This is a genomic window from Chondromyces apiculatus DSM 436, from assembly GCF_000601485.1.
Taxonomy (GTDB): Bacteria; Myxococcota_A; Polyangia; order Polyangiales; family Polyangiaceae; genus Chondromyces; species Chondromyces apiculatus.
In genome coordinates this window covers 230,336-246,467 of record NZ_ASRX01000010.1, presented here as the reverse complement: position 1 = coordinate 246,467, position 16,132 = coordinate 230,336, and the positions used below count along the sequence as shown (strand labels likewise).

At 67.7% G+C, this 16,132-nt stretch carries 11 protein-coding genes; 1 reads left to right on the top strand and 10 read right to left on the bottom strand.

Annotated features, from left to right (window positions below):
- Positions 1-248: 248 nt before the first annotated feature.
- Positions 249-740 (top strand): CHAP domain-containing protein, encoded by a 492-nt coding sequence (locus CAP_RS07700; RefSeq protein ID WP_052374450.1) that lies wholly within the window; start codon positions 249-251, stop codon positions 738-740.
- A gap of 48 nt (positions 741-788) precedes the next feature.
- Here the strand turns inward: CAP_RS07700 and CAP_RS07695 are convergent, their stop codons facing one another.
- From CAP_RS07695 to CAP_RS07650, 10 genes are all read right to left on the bottom strand, one after another.
- Positions 789-1,238, bottom strand: a complete 450-nt coding sequence (locus CAP_RS07695) for a DUF4334 domain-containing protein (protein WP_044237845.1) — start codon at positions 1,236-1,238, stop codon at positions 789-791.
- Between the two features lie 7 nt (positions 1,239-1,245).
- Positions 1,246-2,493: a lipid-transfer protein gene (locus tag CAP_RS07690; RefSeq protein WP_197041060.1), complete on the bottom strand. Its 1,248-nt coding sequence runs from the start codon at positions 2,491-2,493 to the stop codon at positions 1,246-1,248.
- A 35-nt stretch (positions 2,494-2,528) separates the two neighbouring features.
- On the bottom strand, positions 2,529-4,106 hold the full coding sequence (locus CAP_RS07685) for a long-chain-fatty-acid--CoA ligase (protein WP_044237843.1): 1,578 nt from the start codon (positions 4,104-4,106) through the stop codon (positions 2,529-2,531).
- A 20-nt stretch (positions 4,107-4,126) separates the two neighbouring features.
- Positions 4,127-5,224, bottom strand: a complete 1,098-nt coding sequence (locus CAP_RS07680; protein ID WP_044237841.1) for an NAD(P)-dependent alcohol dehydrogenase — start codon at positions 5,222-5,224, stop codon at positions 4,127-4,129.
- A 22-nt stretch (positions 5,225-5,246) separates the two neighbouring features.
- Complete coding sequence (locus tag CAP_RS07675) at positions 5,247-6,431, bottom strand: acyl-CoA dehydrogenase family protein (RefSeq protein WP_044237839.1); 1,185 nt, start codon at positions 6,429-6,431, stop codon at positions 5,247-5,249.
- A gap of 13 nt (positions 6,432-6,444) precedes the next feature.
- A complete protein-coding gene (locus CAP_RS07670) occupies positions 6,445-7,683 on the bottom strand; it encodes an acyl-CoA dehydrogenase family protein (protein WP_044237837.1) in 1,239 nt (412 codons plus the stop codon).
- Positions 7,684-7,746: 63 nt separating this feature from the next.
- On the bottom strand, positions 7,747-9,780 hold the full coding sequence (roxA, locus tag CAP_RS07665; RefSeq protein ID WP_044237835.1) for a rubber dioxygenase RoxA: 2,034 nt from the start codon (positions 9,778-9,780) through the stop codon (positions 7,747-7,749).
- Between the two features lie 139 nt (positions 9,781-9,919).
- Positions 9,920-11,095, bottom strand: a complete 1,176-nt coding sequence (locus tag CAP_RS07660) for an acyl-CoA dehydrogenase family protein (protein ID WP_197041059.1) — start codon at positions 11,093-11,095, stop codon at positions 9,920-9,922.
- 338 nt (positions 11,096-11,433) lie between these two features.
- Complete coding sequence (locus CAP_RS07655; RefSeq protein WP_231511198.1) at positions 11,434-12,009, bottom strand: TetR/AcrR family transcriptional regulator; 576 nt, start codon at positions 12,007-12,009, stop codon at positions 11,434-11,436.
- A gap of 254 nt (positions 12,010-12,263) precedes the next feature.
- A complete protein-coding gene (locus tag CAP_RS07650; RefSeq protein ID WP_052374448.1) occupies positions 12,264-16,130 on the bottom strand; it encodes an Eco57I restriction-modification methylase domain-containing protein in 3,867 nt (1,288 codons plus the stop codon).
- Positions 16,131-16,132 lie beyond the last annotated feature (2 nt).

Genomic DNA, 16,132 nt, shown 5'->3' with positions numbered 1-16,132 from the left:
GCGCAAGGTCGCGCGGAATTGGTTTGACGTTATGCGCGCGCGGACCGTATACCATGGGCGTCCTTTCGTCGTCTTTCCACGGATGTGGCCCACCGGGGATCACAGACCCTGATACTCCCACGCCCCTGGAAAACGCGACCCCTGCACCGTCACGCGCTCCGTCCTGCGATCCATTGCGATCGCTCCGGCATTGCCGCGTGCTGCCGCAAGGGAACAACCATCCTGTTGCGTATTCGCGGAGAATCGACATGAGCATGTTTTCGAAGTTCGGTGCAGTGGCATTCATGCTGGCGGCCTGCTCCTTCCCCCTGATGGGCTGCACCGTGGAGATGGAGCCCGGCGACGACATCGAGGCCGCCGACGAGGATCTCAGCGACGGTGACGAGATCGAGAGCGTCGGCGAGGCGGACCAGGAGCTGAGCGCCGAGGAATCCTCGCTGGTCGCCCCCGCGTGCAACCAGTGTGACAACTGCGTCTACTACGCGCGTTGCCGCCAGCCCGCCCTCCCCTATGGCCTGACGTCGTTCCAGGACAAGATGAACATCGTCAACACCCAGACCGCGAAGGCCGGCTACGTGGCGATCATCCAGACCAGCAGCAGCTACGGCCACGTCGCCTACGTGACCAAGGTGGAGGGCTCGAAGATCTTCATCGCCGAGGGCAACTGGCCCAACGGCCAGTGCGGCACCCGCTCCGGCACCAAGGCCGCCCTCAACATCAAGGGCTTCTTCAAGCCTTGACGCACCCGGCAGGGGCTCCTGCCCCCGCCCCCCCCGCCTCACGCCTGCTCAGACCTTCCGCAGGTAGAAGAACAGCGGCAGCGTCTCGCCCTTGCGGTCCATCACGCCGAGCACGAGGCCGCTGGTGATCTTCCGGAAATGGTCGTACACCGGGTGCTGGTCGTACACCATGGTGGCGGTGGACACGCCGCGGTAGCGCACGAAGCGCAGCGTCGCCTTGCCCAGCACCGGGTTCGCTTCGCGCCCGCCGTCCGCGGTGCGGCTGACGATGGGATCCACGTCGTTCTCACCGTGGAAGGTCTTGCCGACCCAGCGCAGACCTTCGAGTTGCTGCTCTCCCGGGTGCCCCGTGTTGAACACGCCGCCTTCCCATTCCCCCAGCATGAAGGGCGTGTCGATCGCCTCCAGGCCGTCGAACAGCTCGTAAAGAGCCTCGATGGCGACCTTGCGGGTGCTCCCGAGAAGCTCCTGGAACCGTGCCTCTGCCTTCACTTGCATCCCCTCCTCACAGCGCCTGTGCCGGCTGCCCTGACTGCACCGACTGGTAGAGGGTGACGACGCTGGCGCCGCCGAGCCCGAGGTTGTGCTGAAGCGCAATGCGCGCGCCCTCGACCTGGCGTGCCGCTGCCGTCCCGCGGAGCTGGTGCACCAGCTCGTAGCACTGCGCGAGCCCGGTGGCCCCGAGGGGATGACCCTTCGAGAGGAGACCACCCGAAGGATTCACCACGACCTTGCCCCCGTAGGTGTTGTCGCCGTCGGCAATGAACTTCTGGGCCCCACCCTCCGGGCACAGGCCGAGCCCCTCGTAGGTGATCAGCTCCGCGTGGGCGAAGCAGTCGTGGAGCTCGACCACGTCGACCTCCTCGGGGCCGACGCCCGCGGCCTCGTACACCATCTGGCCGGCCCGCTTGGTCATGGTGTACCCGACGAGGTTCATCATGTCGTGCGCCTCGAAGGTGTCTGGCCTGTCGGTGGTCATCGCCTGGGCGGCGATCACCACGTCGCGGCGCAGCCCCTTCCTCCGGGCGAAGTCCTCCGAGACCAGGATCGCCGCAGCCGCCCCGCACGTGGGGGGGCACGCCATCAGCCTGGTCATCACGCCCGGCCACACCGCCGGCGACCTCAGGACATCCTCGGGCGTCACCTCGTTGCGGAAGACCGCGAGCGGGTTGTTCCTGGCGTGACGGCTCGCCTTGGCCCGGATCTTCGCCAGGTCCTCCAGCGTCGACCCGTACTTCTTCATGTGGCTGAGGCCCGCGCCCCCGAAGAAGCGCAGCGCCATGGGCACCTCTGCGTTGCCCACCAGCACGTCGCACGCGATCTCGAAGTCCTGGAGCGGGCTCGGCCTGTCGGTGAACATCACCCCGATCGCCCCCGGGTTCATCTGCTCGAAGCCCACCGCGAGCGCGCAGTCCACGATCCCGTGCTCGATGGCCTGGCGCGCCAGGTAGAGCGCCGTCGAGCCCGTGGCGCAGTTGTTGTTCACGTTCACGACCGGGATCCCGGTCTTGCCGACCTTGTAGACGGTCTTCTGCCCGGCCGTCGAGTCACCATAGACATAGCCGGCATAGGCTTGCTGGATGTCCTCGTAATCGACGCCGGAATCCTGGAGGGCGAGCCGGATCGCCTCGCCGCCCATCTCGTCGTAAGCCTCCGACGCCCCCGGTTTGCGGAACGGGATCATCCCCACTCCGACCACGAACACCGGCTTGCCCTTTTGCCCCATCATCACCTGCTCCTTGTCTCCAACCATGGTGAATCGTCTCTACCGTCAGCGCTCAACCGTCATCAGTTGATCGCGCGCGTGCAGCCTTCCCAGTAATGGGCGCGCAGGTCCTTCTTCAGCACCTTCCCGGAGGGTGTCCTCGGCAGCTCGGCGCGCAGCTCGATGCCCACGGGGACCTTGAACCCCGCGAGGTACTTCCTGGCGAAGGCGAGCAGGTCCTTCTCGTTGACCACGGCGCCCTTCACCGGCACCACCACGGCGAGGGGCGACTCCCCCCATTTCTCCGAGGGAATGCCGATCACCGCCACGTCCGCCACCGTCTCGTGCTTCATCAGCACGTTCTCCACCTCGGCCGGGTACACGTTCTCCCCGCCGGTGATGATCATGTCCTTCAGCCGATCGTGGATGTAGAGGTAGCCGTCGCCGTCGAAGTACCCGATGTCGCCCGTCTTGAGCCAGCCGTCCCCGGTCATGCTGGTCGCGCTGTCGCCTTCCAGGCGCCAGTAGCCGACCATGTTCTGACGGGAGCGCGTCCAGATCTCCCCCGGTGTCCCGACGGGCAGCTCCTCGCCCGTCTGCGGCGCCACGATCTTCACCTCCACGCCCGCGTGCGGCTTGCCGGCCGCGCGCAGCCGGTGGCGGTGCAGCCCCTCCAGATCGTGGTCCTCGGGCGGCAGCGTGACGATCGCTCCGGTGGTCTCGGTCAGCCCGTAGGCCTGCGCGAACCCACACCCGAGGAGCTTCACCGCCCCGCCGAGCACCTCCTCGCTGATGGGCGCCGCGCCATAGACGACGAGCTTCAGGCTGGAATAGTCACCGCGCGCCGCGTTGGGCGCGAGCTGCATGACGTGGAGCAGGACTGGCACCAGGAAGGCGTGGGTGATCCGGTGCTTGCCGATCAGATCGATGAGCGCGGCGGGCTGGACATCCCGCACGATCACCGAGGTGCAGCCATTGAACATCCCCACCATGGCCCAGCCACAGCCGCCGATGTGGAACACGGGCAAGGCCACCATGTTCACCGAGCTGGCATCGACCTTCCAGTTTGCCGACGAGGCCGGGAGGAGCGAAAAGAGGTTGTCGTGGCTCAGCATCACCCCCTTCGGATGCCCCGTGGTGCCCGAGGAGTAGACGTGGAACGCGATGTCCGATCCGGCAGCCTCGATGCCCGGATCGGTGCTCCCGGCCGCGTCGCGCCACCTCGCATAGGGCTCGAACCGGTCATTGGCGCCGATGACCACGAACTTCTTGACCCGCTTCAGCTCCCTCGCGAGCGCGGCCGCCATGTCCGCGTACTCGGCCCCGAACACGAAGACGGTCGCCTCCGCGTCGTTGACGATGTACTCCACCTCCCGCGGCGTCAGACGCCAGTTGATGGCGACGAGGACGGCATTGAGCTTGGCGGCGCCGAAGAGCAGCTCGAAGTACGCAATGCCGTTCTTGTCCAGGAAGGCCACCCGGTCCGCCGGCCCGATCCCGCATGCCTGAAGGGCCTGCGCGACCCGGTTCGACCGCGCGTGAAGCTCCTTGTACGTGACGGCCTCGTCGTCCTGGATGAGGGCCACCGCGCCGGGCCGCTCGGCGGCGTGCGTGCGAATGACGGAGGCAAGGGTACTCGTCGTGTGGGCGTCCGATTGCATGGGGAAACCTCCGGGAAGAATCAGAGCGACGGCATGAGCAGCACGGGTTTGACGACGCGGCCCGAGAGCATGTCGGACACCGCCTCGTTGATGCGCTCGAAGGGATAGGTGGTCACCAGCTTGTGAAGGGGCAGCTTCCCGCTCCGGTACCATTCGACCATCCTGGGAATGAAGACGCGCGGGGTGGCGTCCCCCTCCACCGTGCCGCGCAGCACCCGGCCCGTGGCCATCAGCCTGTTCGGATCGAGCTGGATGCGCGCCTCGCGGGCCGCCACCCCTGCCAGCGCGATCTGGCCTCGCGGACGGAGCGCCCCGTAGGCCGCCTCGATCACCGACGGCACGCCGGTGTTGTCGAACGCCAGGGTCAAGCCCCCGAGCTTGCCGAGCGCGCTCCCGACATCCTCCCGCGCGCTGTTCACCACGTCGGTGGCCCCCAGCGTCGCGGCCAGCTCCAGACGGCTGTCGTTCAGATCCACGGCGATGACGCGCCGGCACGCCGCGATCCGCGCCGCCATCACGGCGGCGAGCCCCACCGTGCCACAACCGAGGATGGCGAGCGTGTCCTCGGGGCCCGCGTCGAGGACGTTCAGGATGGAGCCCATGCCGGTCTGCACCCCGCACGCCAGGGAAGCCATCAGGGCGACGGGCAGGTCCTCGCCCAGCCTCACGAGGTTCGCCGACGCCGCCACGGCGTGGGTGGCAAAGGAGGACTGCCCGAAGTAGTGCCCGGTGATGGATGCCCCCCCCAGGGAGATGGGAGACGTGCCATCGACGCGACGCCCGAACAGGTTGAAATCGAGGGCATGCTGGCAATACGCAGGCCCCCCCTCGATGCAGCTCGGACACTGTCCACACGCGCCGAAGCTCATCACCACCCGCTCACCCATCTCGAACCCGCGCACACCCTCGCCGAGGGCCTGGATGCGCCCCACCCCTTCGTGCCCCAGCACCGCCGGGAGCGGCGTGCCCATCCCCTTGTCCTTCGCCGTGAGATCGGTGTGGCAGATGCCGCAGGCCTCGACCTTCACCAGCACCTCACCCGCCGCGGGAGGGGCGAGCTCACAGGTCTCGACGGTGAAGGGCTCTCTCGCCCGGGCAATCGCTGCGCGAATCTCCATGGGCATCCTCATCCCCCTGGCGTCACCACGAAGCGCCGCCCCCGATCCCGATCGGTCCTATCAGCTTGTCGGCCAGCTTCATGCGCTGGTACGCCCCGTCGCCGAGCAGCACCTCGTTGTGCTTCTGGCGCTTGAAGTAGAGGTGCACGAAGCACTCCCAGGTGAACCCCGTCCCTCCGTGGAGCTGCACGGACCGCCCCGAGCAATACGACGCCGCGTCGCTGGCGGCAGCCTTGGCCATGCGCGCCAGGATCTCTGCCTTCTCGGGCTCGTGGTCGATGGCGCAGGCCGCGCTGTAGAGCAGGGTGCGCGCCTCGTCGATCCTCACCATCATCTCCACCAGCGGGTGCTTCACGGCCTGGAAGAAGCCGATGGGGTGATCGAACTGGACCCGCGTCCTCGCGTACTCCGCGGTCGTCTGGAGCTGCCACTCGGCAGCGCCGACCATGTCGGCCGTCACCACCACCAGCATCGCTGGCTCCGCGGCCTGCAGCGCCGCCTCGCCCTTGCCCCCCACCGCCGCGACGCGGTCGGCAGACACGACCACATCGCGGAGCACCACGTGCGCCTGATCGCGGGTCAGATCCACGATGGCATCCGGGACGATGGTCACTCCCCTGGCCGTGGCCTCGACGAGGTACAGCCCGATGCCCGCGGCAGATCTGGCTTTCACCACGAACACCTCGGCCTTCCGCGCATCCTGAACGAACCACGCCGTCCCGTTCAAGGTCACGCTGCCCGACCCGCTCGCCGTCACGTCGGTGTCCGACGCCTCCCAGGAGCCTCGCCGGTCGGTGATCGCCAGGCTGACCGGCGTGCCCTCGGCGATGCGGCGGAGCAAGCCGCTGGCCGCGCTGGAAGCCTCGGCGTCACACGCGGCGAGCACGTAGGTCGCCTGGAGGGTCGCGATCAGGGGCGACGGGAACGCAGCCCGCCCCACCTCCTCGACGAGGCCCGCCACCGCAGCGGCGCTCATCCCCAGGCCGCCGACCCTCTCGGGGACCGCGAGGAGGGTCCACCCCAGCTCCACCACCTGCCCCCAGAGCGCCTCGTCCCAGAGGCACTCCGGGCGCCGCATCGGATCCGGATCGTGCGCCACCCGCCGGTGCAGCACGTCCACGGGCAAGCGCTCCTGAAAGAAGCGCCGCGCGTTCTGCTTCAGCGCCTGCTCTTCCTCGCCGAAGCCGAAGTTCCTCGGTTGAGCCATCGACCTTCTCCGCCTACTTGGACTTCGCCAGGCCGAGCACGCGCTCGCCCAGGATGTTGCGCTGGATCTCGTTCGACCCGGCGGCGATGGTGAATCCGTAAGAGTTCATGTACGCGAGCGGCCACTGGCCACGGGCGGGAGCATGGTCGTCCCCCAGGTAAAGCGAGCTCGCCATGCCCTCCATCTCGCAGGCCAGCCGCGCCGTGTCCTGGAGCAGCTCCGAGCTGACCAGCTTGTGCTGCAACGGAAGGCGCATCGGGTGATCGGTCAGCCCCGGAACCTGGGTCCGCCGAGACGCCTCGTCGAGCGCCTGCTGCCGGATGAGGATCCTCACGATCGCATCCCGGAACACCGGATCGTCCGCCACCCGCTTTCCGGCCCGGTAGCTCCGCTTCGCGAGGTCGACGAGCCCCGCGGCCCCCCCCACGCTGGAGGGATCGTCGGCGCGCTTTCCCCCCGAGGCAGGCGTCACCAGCGACCCCGCCCCCCGCTCGTGGAGCAGCGTGGTCATGGCCACGTTCCACCCGCTGCCGATCTCGTCGAGGCGCAGGCCATCGTCGACCACGAGATCCTCCAGCAGCACCTCGTTGAACCCCGTCTCTCCGGTCATCTTCACCAGCGGCCGCACCGTGACTCCCCGGCCGAGCGCCTCCTTGATGGGGACGACGAAGTACGAGAGCCCCCTGTACTTGTCCGCCTTGTCGGTGCGGCAGAGGAGGATCATCCAGGTGGCGAAGTGAGCGAGCGACGTCCAGGTCTTGTGGCCATTGATGATCCACCGCCCGCGCTCGCGCCTGGCGAAGGTCTGCACGCTGGCCAGATCCGAGCCCGCGCCGGGCTCGCTGAACCCCTGGCACCAGATCTCCTCCCCCGAGAGCAACGCGGGCAAGAGCCGCCGCTTCTGCTCCTCGGACCCGTGGTGAAAGAGGGTCGGCCCCGCCATCCCCAGGCCCACCATGTTCGGCAAGAAGGGCGCCCCTGCCGCCTGCATCTCCTCGTTCGCGACGACCTGGCAGCCGCGCCGCCCACCGCCCCCGTACTCCTTCGGGTAGTCGCACCCCACCAGGCCGGCGCGGTGGGCGGAGCGCTGCCAGGCGCACAGGTACGCGAGCTGCTCCGTGGTGGCGATCTCGATGGGGCTCAGCGGCAAGCGAAAGGCGGCTCTCGGCGGCAGGTTGTCCTTCAACCACGCCTTGCAATGCGCCCGGAAGGCGGCTTGCTCGGCGGTCTCTCTCCTGGCTTCTTCCGTCATCTCGTCTCGCCTCTTTCTCCGCTCACCGCTGGCCGCTGGCGGCTGGCCGCTAACCTCGCGCGCTCACAGCGTCTTCATGTATTCGAGAATGGCCCAGCGCTCCGCGTCCGTCAGCGACTGGGTGAACTCGTGCCCCTCGTTGCCGTTCCCGTACAGGTGGCTGTTGAAGATCATCCGCGACTTGATCTGCTTGTCGGTGATGGGCGGCGGCGACTGGTACGCCAGCGAGTTGAACTCGGCGGCCTTGTTGGCCAGGTTCGCGAACAGCACATCGACCGTCGCCATCTCGTTGCTGCAGGGCAGGAACGGGTTGCTGAGCGGCGTGTCGCGGCATTGCATCGCCGTGTACTTCCACCCGAGCTTCTGGAAATCGTAGGAGGACAGGCTCGCGTCGTAGCCGGCGTTCGTCCCCAGGATGTTCGCCGCGGTGTAGCGACGCTTCCAGACCGACGGCCGGTCGGAGGGCTTGAGCACCCCCCACAGGTCGGGGACGCTCCCGTTGTGGAAGAACGGCGCGCTGGCCCAGGCGCCGTAGAGCGGCGGCGCGATGTAGCCGAACGGCTCGATCCACGCATTGGGCCCCTCCGGCGAGAAGATCGGCCCCATCCCGGTGTCGTACGCGGCGCGCGGCACCCGGCGCAGCACACTGCTCACGAGATCGTCCTGGTACCCGTGATGATCCGGGCTCATCTCGTTGTAGGCCAGGAACGAGGTGTTCCAGGCGCGGCGCTTGCGCTCGTCCTCCATCAACCCGACGCGCGCGGGGTCGGTGCCGATGGTCTCGATGGGCGTGATCACCCCGGCGATGCCCTTCAGGCGCGGATCCGGCAGGTAGGCCGGGTTGGCGGCGTGGCGAGGGGAGTAGACGCCGTGGCAGCTCGCGCAGGAGCCGTTGCCGGCCTGCTTGGGGATGGCGGCGTTCGCGCCGTTCGCCCAGAGATCGCGCTCGTGGAACAGCACCGCGCCCTGCTCGGCGAGCGCCGTGTTGATGGGCTGCGCGTAGACCGGCGGCGACATCGAGATGAAGAAGTTGTCGTTGTCCTCGAACTCCGGCGTCAGCGACCGCCGCTCCGGGCCGTCGAGGAACAGGTTGGCGACCCCGAAGGCCATCTCCGAGCGCACGTTGTCCGAGGTCAACGCGCCGTCCCAGAACTGCCGCGTCTTGAACGCGCGGTACCACCAGTTGGGCGCCTTCGACATGCCGCCCGCGTGGGACGGGAAATACTCCAGCAGGCTCGGCACGAGCTGCAGCGTGTCCATGTCGAAGAGCGCCGGCAGCAGGTCGACGATGCCGATGGCGTCCGTGGTCCCACGCCCCACGCTCCAGGGGATCGGCGCGAGCTGCAGAGGCAGCGTCACCACGTTGGCGCGGAAGATGTCCGACTGGGTCAGGCCCGCGTCGTTCGCGTCGTTCGAACGGCCCCACGTGAAGGGCGTCTCGTTCGACGTCCCCAGCCGCGAGTCGTGACACGCCGAACAGCTCACCGCGATGAGGCCGGTGTAGTCGCCGTCCTCGTCCTTCTCCTGGACGAAGCCCAGCGGGAGCTGCCCGCTGCCGCCATCGGTCTGGTTCGGATCCTCCCAGGGGAAGGGATAGGGGTTCCGGAACGGCGCCTCGGTGTAGCCATAGCGCTTGATCACCTGCTGATCGAAGTCGGCAGGCCGCACCAGGTAACCCCACACCTTGTAGAGGTTGAAATAGCCGAGGGCAGTGCTGAAGGGCTGGAAGTAGACCTTCTCCACCATGTTGCGCCGCCCGCGCTCGGCGCTCGCGCGGAACTCGCCACAGGTCGTGGGGTTCGGCGCCAGCGTCGTCTCGAACGGCGGCGGAGGATTGTGCAGATCGACCCAGAAGGCGTTGAACTGCAAGGCCGTGCCCGGAGTGTTGATCCCCGGGACGACCAGCGTGCGGGGATCGACCGGCAGCGGCGTGCTGTCGGGCTGACCTGCGCAGGCGGCTGCCCAGGGAGAACGAATGGCCGACTGGTCGAGCAGCGGCAGTGGAGGCGTTGCGGCGGCATCGCCGGAGGCCCCCGTGAGCAGCGCCGTGGTGGCGGCTGCCCCGAGGGTGACGAGGAATGCAGATCGAGTAGCCATGACAGATACCCCCTATCCCGTAGACGTCCTGAGGTTTTCCGATTCAATCGTGGTCCACGATCAACGCTGAATCACCTCCTTCGGCGTTCACCTGGGCTGCTGCCCGCATGCTTCGATCTACCAGGCGAGAAGGGTGCGCTCAGACCGGCTGCGGCTTCATCAGCTTGCGCTCGTCGAGCCCCAGTCCCCGACCGATGATCTCGGCCATGATTTCGTTGGCTCCACCGAAGATTCGCGTGACGCGCGCGTCGCGAAACATGCGGCAGATCCGGTACTCCTCCATGTAGCCCGCCCCCCCGTGGAGCTGGAGGCAATCGTCGATCACCCGCCCTTCCAGCTCCGTCGCGAGCATCTTCGCGCCGCTCGCCACCTCGGCGGTCAGCCGACCGGCATTGGAGAGCATCACGCAGTGGTCGATGTAGCATTGCAGCGCATCGAGCTCGGCCCGCATGCGCGCCAGGCGAAACCGCGGATCCTGGAACGTCCCCACCGGCCTCCCGAAGGCCTTCCGCTCCTTCACGTACTCCAGGGTGAGATCGAAAGCGACCTGCGCATGGGCGATCGAACCGATGGCGATCTGCAGCCGCTCCACCGCGAGCGCCTCGGCGAGGTACCGGAACCCCTCCGTGGGGTCTCCCAGCGCGTTCTCCTTGGGCACCTTGACCTCATCGAAGAACATCTCGGCGGTGTCCTGCGCATCCAGCCCGAGCTTGTGCAGCTTGCGACCGCGCCTGAACCCCTCCATCGCCGCCTCGACCACGAACAGCCCCATCGAATGCTTCGACGGACCCGAGGTACGCGCCGCGACGATGACCAGATCGGCCAGCAACCCATTGGAGATGTACGTCTTCGAGCCGCTCAGCACCCAGTGGTCGCCGCGATCCTCGGCCCGGGTCTTCATCCCGGCCAGATCCGAGCCGGCCGAGGGCTCGCTCATCGCCACGGCCAGGATCTTTTCCCCGCGGATCGCCGGCGGCAGCCAGCGCTGCTTCTGCGCCTCCGAGCCGCGCTTGCCAATGTACGGCGCCACCACCCGCGAATGCAGCGTCAGGCACAACCCTGGATCGCCATGGAGGTAGTTCTCCTCCTGGAGGATCTGCTCGTAGCGCATGTCATCGATCCCCACGCCCCCGTATTCCTCGGGCGCCCACATCAGCAGGTATCCCTGCTCTCCGGCCCTGGTGAAGATGTCCCGATCCACGACGCCCTGCTCGCGCCAGCGCATCACCCTGGGCGCGACCTCGGCCTGGAAGAACTGGCGCACGGACGCCCTGAATATCTCGTGCTCAGAATCGAAGTTCGTTCGCGGGATCATCGAGGTCTCCTCGACCTGACCTGTTGACGCACGGCTGCCCTCGCGGCGCGCCCTCCCGGAAAGGACCCCCGGCGAATCCGCCGAAGGCTCCCGAGAGCGCGCACCACCACCGCCACCCCACCGCCGAACGCCCCTCAGGGCAGCAGCGAGGCGCTAGCGAGCTTTGAAATGGAGAAGGAACCCCTCACGGAGTCACCGAAGCGGGGCCTCGGGCTCCTGGGCGTCAGGGAGGATGATCTGCAGCGAAATCCGTGTGCGGGCCTCCCGGAGAGAGGTCCCCGCCACGCCGTGGGGGTGAATCCTTGCGGATGTCAGCGCATCACTGTGGCCATCGACGTCTATGCACCACCCTTGCCTTCGGCTGCCTTCAGCGAGCGCGCGAGGTGCTGACGCAGCAGCTCGTGCAGCTCCTTGATGGGGATGTCCGGGTTCACCAGCCAGCGGTACAGCAGGCCGTCGACCACGCTCGCAAACAGCTCCGCCGCCAGCCGGGCATCCACCTCGGCCGCGACGCTCCCCGCCGCTTTCCCCTGCTCGATCCAGCGCTTCAGCGCGCGGATGTGTGCCTTGTTCACCTTCGCCACGTTGGCGCGGTACTCCGCGCTGGGATCGATGCTCGCATAGCGCAAGAGGTACATCGCGCGCAGCTCCTCGGGCTGATCCCGGATGAACTCGTAGAGCGCATCCGTGACCCGCTGGAGCGCCGCGATCCCCGTGGCGTCACCGACCAGCGCCTCCACGCGACGCAGCCACTCGGCGGCCACGCTGTCGTGCACGTGCGTGAGCAGCCCAGCCTTCGACCCGAAGCGGTGGGTGACGAGCCCACGCGAGTAGCCGGAGCGCTCCCCGATGCTCGCCAGCGTGGTGCCCGCGATGCCCTGCTCCACCAGCAAGCTCACGGCCGCTTCAATCATGAGCTTGTCAGAGAGAGCCGTGCGGTCCTCCTGTCGACGTCTGGGTGCGGCTGTCATGCATGGTTCCATACAGCCTCTTTACTTGCTAGCGACAAGCAACTTTCGGAACCTATCTCGCGCCTCCAGCTCAGTCAAGCCAATCCGCCCCGCATTTCCCGGCACTTTCCGCTTCCGCGCCGCGTCACGAGCCCATGACGCCGCACGCCAGGACAGACGCATTGCGTCGTACGCGCAGGCCCCCCACAGTCCCTCCCTCAAGACGTCCGGTGCCTCCGTTGCATATTCAGGTCGAGGAGGCGCGCCAGCACCTCGGTGCGCACCTCGTCCGGCCAGCGAAGGCGAACGGTGTCTCCAGCCTCCAGCCCATCGAGGGCGCTACCCTCCTCGTCCGGGTCACCGGGAACCTCGGAGAGAAACTCGGGACGAGGGGTGAGGCAGTTCCACCCGTAGGCTGCCAGCGTGGCCTCATCCAGAGCCTGATGCGCCGCCCGAAGCTTCATGATCTCCTCGCGCGTCTCGGCGGGGTCATGAAACCTGTTGTAGATCGACGTGAGGCCTTCTCCGAAATGCACACAGGTTCTGCTGCGAAGCTCATAGTAGGACGCGCCGACCTGCCGAAGCGAGGCGCGCCAGCCGGTCGCGTCATCCGGAAATGGGAACGTGACGAAGACGTCCGAGACTGGGTACCGCATGGTGCTGGCCATGGAGGAGCCGAAGTACTGAACCCAGTGCTCGTGAACACGGGATTGCAGCACCGCAAAGCTCGCGAAGTCATCCATGGCCAGCACGGCGTGTGGCTGTCCCACGACGGCCGTCGAGGGCACGAAGACGAACGCGAGAAACTTCGAGGTGAATGCATGCATGAGCACGCGAGCTTTGCCGACCATGGCTGCCCGGAGGGCCGGTTGGGGCTCCGCGAATTGCCACCACCTCTCGCGGTATGACGCCCGCTTCACCAGGGCCCTGAGCGGCCGGCTCTTCCGGTGTGCAATGTCGACCACCAGCGGCCAGCGCGCCTCCGCCTCGGGCAACGAGAGCTGTCCGAGATCGATCACCATCCGGTTCGGTGACTGCGTCGGGCTCGTCAGGATCTCTTTACCGCCGAAGTAGTCCTTGATGACCTCGCGATACTCGGGGTGCATACGCAGGAGATCGCGTGCGTGTTCGAGCGGCGTCGCATCCGGGTTCTTGTCGGCGAACAGGAGGCCGTCGCCATAGACGTAGGGGCCAGAGAAACCGAGTGCCTTGCTGGCAAGCAGCGGGACCGGGTCCTCGTCAGGCCCGGTGGCGGCGAGGAAGGCCGTGATCCTGTCCACCTGACGGCCGTTGAGCATCACCGGACCAGGTGCGTCGCCCTTCCGGAGCGCAAGCAGCCGGTACACCACGGCGGCCCCACCAGGCCAGGTCTCCGGGCGCGTGGCGAACAGGATCGTTCCACCTTGCTGCCGGATGGGCAGAAGCGTCGCACGCCTGGTGTCTCCGTAGGCAATCGTGTGTGTCGTCACCATGCCCACGCAGCCTTTGCTTCGGACCAGCGCCCACGACCTGCGCATGAAGTACGAAACGAGGTCCGCCCGACTCCCGGCTCCCGGTGTCTGCACATAGATCCAGTCGAGGTAGCGGCGATTGAAGTTCGTCGAGATTCGCATCCCGGCGAGGAACGGTGGGTTGCCGAGAATGGCATCGAAGCCTGGGCGCCCCCGAGAGAACACTTCAGGGAACTCGACCTCCCAGTGGAAGCATGGGCGCGGCGTTTCGCTGGAGTACAACCCGGTCATCGCGCCCGCACCGGCCGGAGGGCTGGTCGAGACCCAGCCCGTCACGGCCCTCTCGAAGCGCTCCCTTGCGGCGTCTCGCGCCGCTGGCTTCTCTTCCGAGAAGAAAGCCGCGACGATCGCATCGCCCACCAGCCGCACCTTGGCGAGCGCGCCATCCGCCTCCTGGAGCAGCCGCTGCTTCTCCTGCACGTCATCCGAAGTCGCCAGCCCCGGGATCTTCGCGCGCAGCTCCAGCGCCTCGGTGATCGCCCTGTCGATGAAGCCACGGATCACCGGCACCTGCTGCTCCGGCGCCCAGTGGAAGCTCGCGATCTGCTCGCGCGACAGACCCACCAGCGAGTCGCCGTGCCGGATCGCGTGATCGAGGAAGGTGAAGGCGTGGTCGCGCGCCAGCGTCGCGAGCCACAGGGAGAGCTTGCCGAGATCGACCGCGAAGGGGTTCTTGTCGACGCCGTAGAGGGACCGCTGCGCCACCTGCCGCTGCGCGTAGAGCAGGATGTCTTCGCCAGGAGGCACATCGGCCGGGCGGCCGTGAACATCGTACGCCTTCACGAGCGCCTCGGCGAGCTGACGACAGGTCTCGACGAGGAACGCGCCCGAGCCCATGGCGGGGTCGCAGACCTTCAGCGACAGGATCTGCTCGGGCTCCGGCGTCGGACCGAGATCCTTGAGTACCGGAAGCAGCGTCGCCCGTACGACGGGCTCGGTGAGCTCGCGCGGCGTGTAGTGCGACCCGGACCGGCGACGCTCATCGGTTGGCTGAAGGTAGAGCCCCCCCACGGGCACCGGCCGCGGCGTCAGCGGCGAGATGCGCCGGCTGAGAGCGGCGATCAGGTCGTCCACCGAGGTGGCTGCCTTGAGCGCCTCCGCGGCCTTGCCCGAGAGCGCGACGTCCGCCTCGTTCTTGAGGCACTTCTCGCGCTCGGTGCCCTTCCTGGCGAGCAATGTCTCAAGGCCAACCACGACATGCTGCTTGCCGACCCCGATCGAGGTCTCTGCCGCTCGCTCCAGGCGGAAGCCCATCATGTTCTCGTAGACGGAGCCGATCTGCTCCACGTCGAGCGCGCGGTAGGCGAGGCGGTCACCGTCGAGGAGCAACAGCCGCTCGAGCACGCGCAGGAGCACGCCGTCGTTGACCTTCGGCACCGGGACGGGGGCGCCCCTCACCCGGCCCAGGCCGTAGGGGCGCCCTTCGAGGAACCCCCATGCGTCGGGGTCGAACAGGTGGCCGTGGCGCGGCGGCAGGCGCAGGTCGCCGCACAGAGCCCCGTCGTGCACCATGCGGAAGAGCACGAGCAGGCGTGACCAGGCGCCGTAGCGCTGGTCCATGGTGTCGGGGAAGCGGCCGGCGTCGCTGCGCAGCTTCTCGAAGAGGGCGGTGAGCGAGTAATTGCGAACATAGATGGGCGACGACGAGAGCAGCCCGCGCTCCTCGGCGTAGAGGATGAACACCAGCCGGAGCAGGACCGCGAGCAGGCCGCCATAGACATGATCGGGGTCCTTGAGCACCGCGGCGTCGAGCAGGGCTCCACGGCTCACTTCGTTGGCAGCCTGGAACCCGCGCAGCAGCTCGTTGAGCGCCTCGAGCACCTGGCCTGCGAGCTTGGTCGAGACGACGTTCTGGTACTTGCGGCTCTCCCTGAGGATGTGCGGCAGCCGTTGTTCACGCGGCAGGCTGAAGAGACGCGCCGATCCCAGGAGCATGCACAGCGCCGAGAGCATGTCCCGATCGAGCGCGGTGATGAGCCGGTGCAAGGGCCAGGTCACGTGCCCCGACGACTCGCCACGAGGCGCGTAGACGAGCCTGAGCTGCCGGCGATTGGCGAGAATGCCGATACCGATGCCCGTCTCGCGGAGGAGCCGCTCGAGGCGCATCTGGGGGCTGGCGTGCCAGCGGCGCCCCTCCTCGGGGGAAGGCTCGTCGAACGACGTACCGTCTGGAAGCTCCTCGACGAGCATCAACCATGGGCTCGCGCCTTCCTGACCCACCTCACGCGGCGCCGGGACGGCGTACGTCGGCCGGAGCGTCTCGCCGAACTCGGGGAGAACGAGCGTCACCGCGTCGGGAAGCAGCTCGGCGGGTACGAGCTTGTCCGGCTTCCACCCCAGCACCTGCGCCGCGAGGCGCGCGAAGCCGAGCGGCGAGAGCGGCGCGTCCGAGGTCTTGCCCTCCTGCGAAGGCGGCGTGAGGAGCGACAGCAGCACCTGCTGTTCCCTGACCACGTTCCTGTCCGGGAACGCCTGCGCCGCGAGCAGCGCGGGTGGCGAGACAACAAGCCCCACCGGCTTCAGCAGGCCGATCCAGTCTTGATGGACGCGGAGCTGCGGGTGTCCAGGTGCCATCC

Bases quoted from the DNA above. Each gene is read 5' to 3' on its own strand.
- roxA (WP_044237835.1), bottom strand. From the start codon at position 9,780: ATGGCTACTCGATCTGCATTCCTCGTCACCCTCGGGGCAGCCGCCACC.
- CAP_RS07685 (WP_044237843.1), bottom strand. From the start codon at position 4,106: ATGCAATCGGACGCCCACACGACGAGTACCCTTGCCTCCGTCATTCGC.
- CAP_RS07680 (WP_044237841.1), bottom strand. From the start codon at position 5,224: ATGGAGATTCGCGCAGCGATTGCCCGGGCGAGAGAGCCCTTCACCGTC.
- CAP_RS07690 (WP_197041060.1), bottom strand. From the start codon at position 2,493: ATGGTTGGAGACAAGGAGCAGGTGATGATGGGGCAAAAGGGCAAGCCG.
- CAP_RS07670 (WP_044237837.1), bottom strand. From the start codon at position 7,683: ATGACGGAAGAAGCCAGGAGAGAGACCGCCGAGCAAGCCGCCTTCCGG.
- CAP_RS07675 (WP_044237839.1), bottom strand. From the start codon at position 6,431: ATGGCTCAACCGAGGAACTTCGGCTTCGGCGAGGAAGAGCAGGCGCTG.
- CAP_RS07660 (WP_197041059.1), bottom strand. From the start codon at position 11,095: ATGATCCCGCGAACGAACTTCGATTCTGAGCACGAGATATTCAGGGCG.
- CAP_RS07655 (WP_231511198.1), bottom strand. From the start codon at position 12,009: ATGATTGAAGCGGCCGTGAGCTTGCTGGTGGAGCAGGGCATCGCGGGC.
- CAP_RS07650 (WP_052374448.1), bottom strand. From the start codon at position 16,130: ATGGCACCTGGACACCCGCAGCTCCGCGTCCATCAAGACTGGATCGGC.
- CAP_RS07700 (WP_052374450.1), top strand. From the start codon at position 249: ATGAGCATGTTTTCGAAGTTCGGTGCAGTGGCATTCATGCTGGCGGCC.
- CAP_RS07695 (WP_044237845.1), bottom strand. From the start codon at position 1,238: ATGCAAGTGAAGGCAGAGGCACGGTTCCAGGAGCTTCTCGGGAGCACC.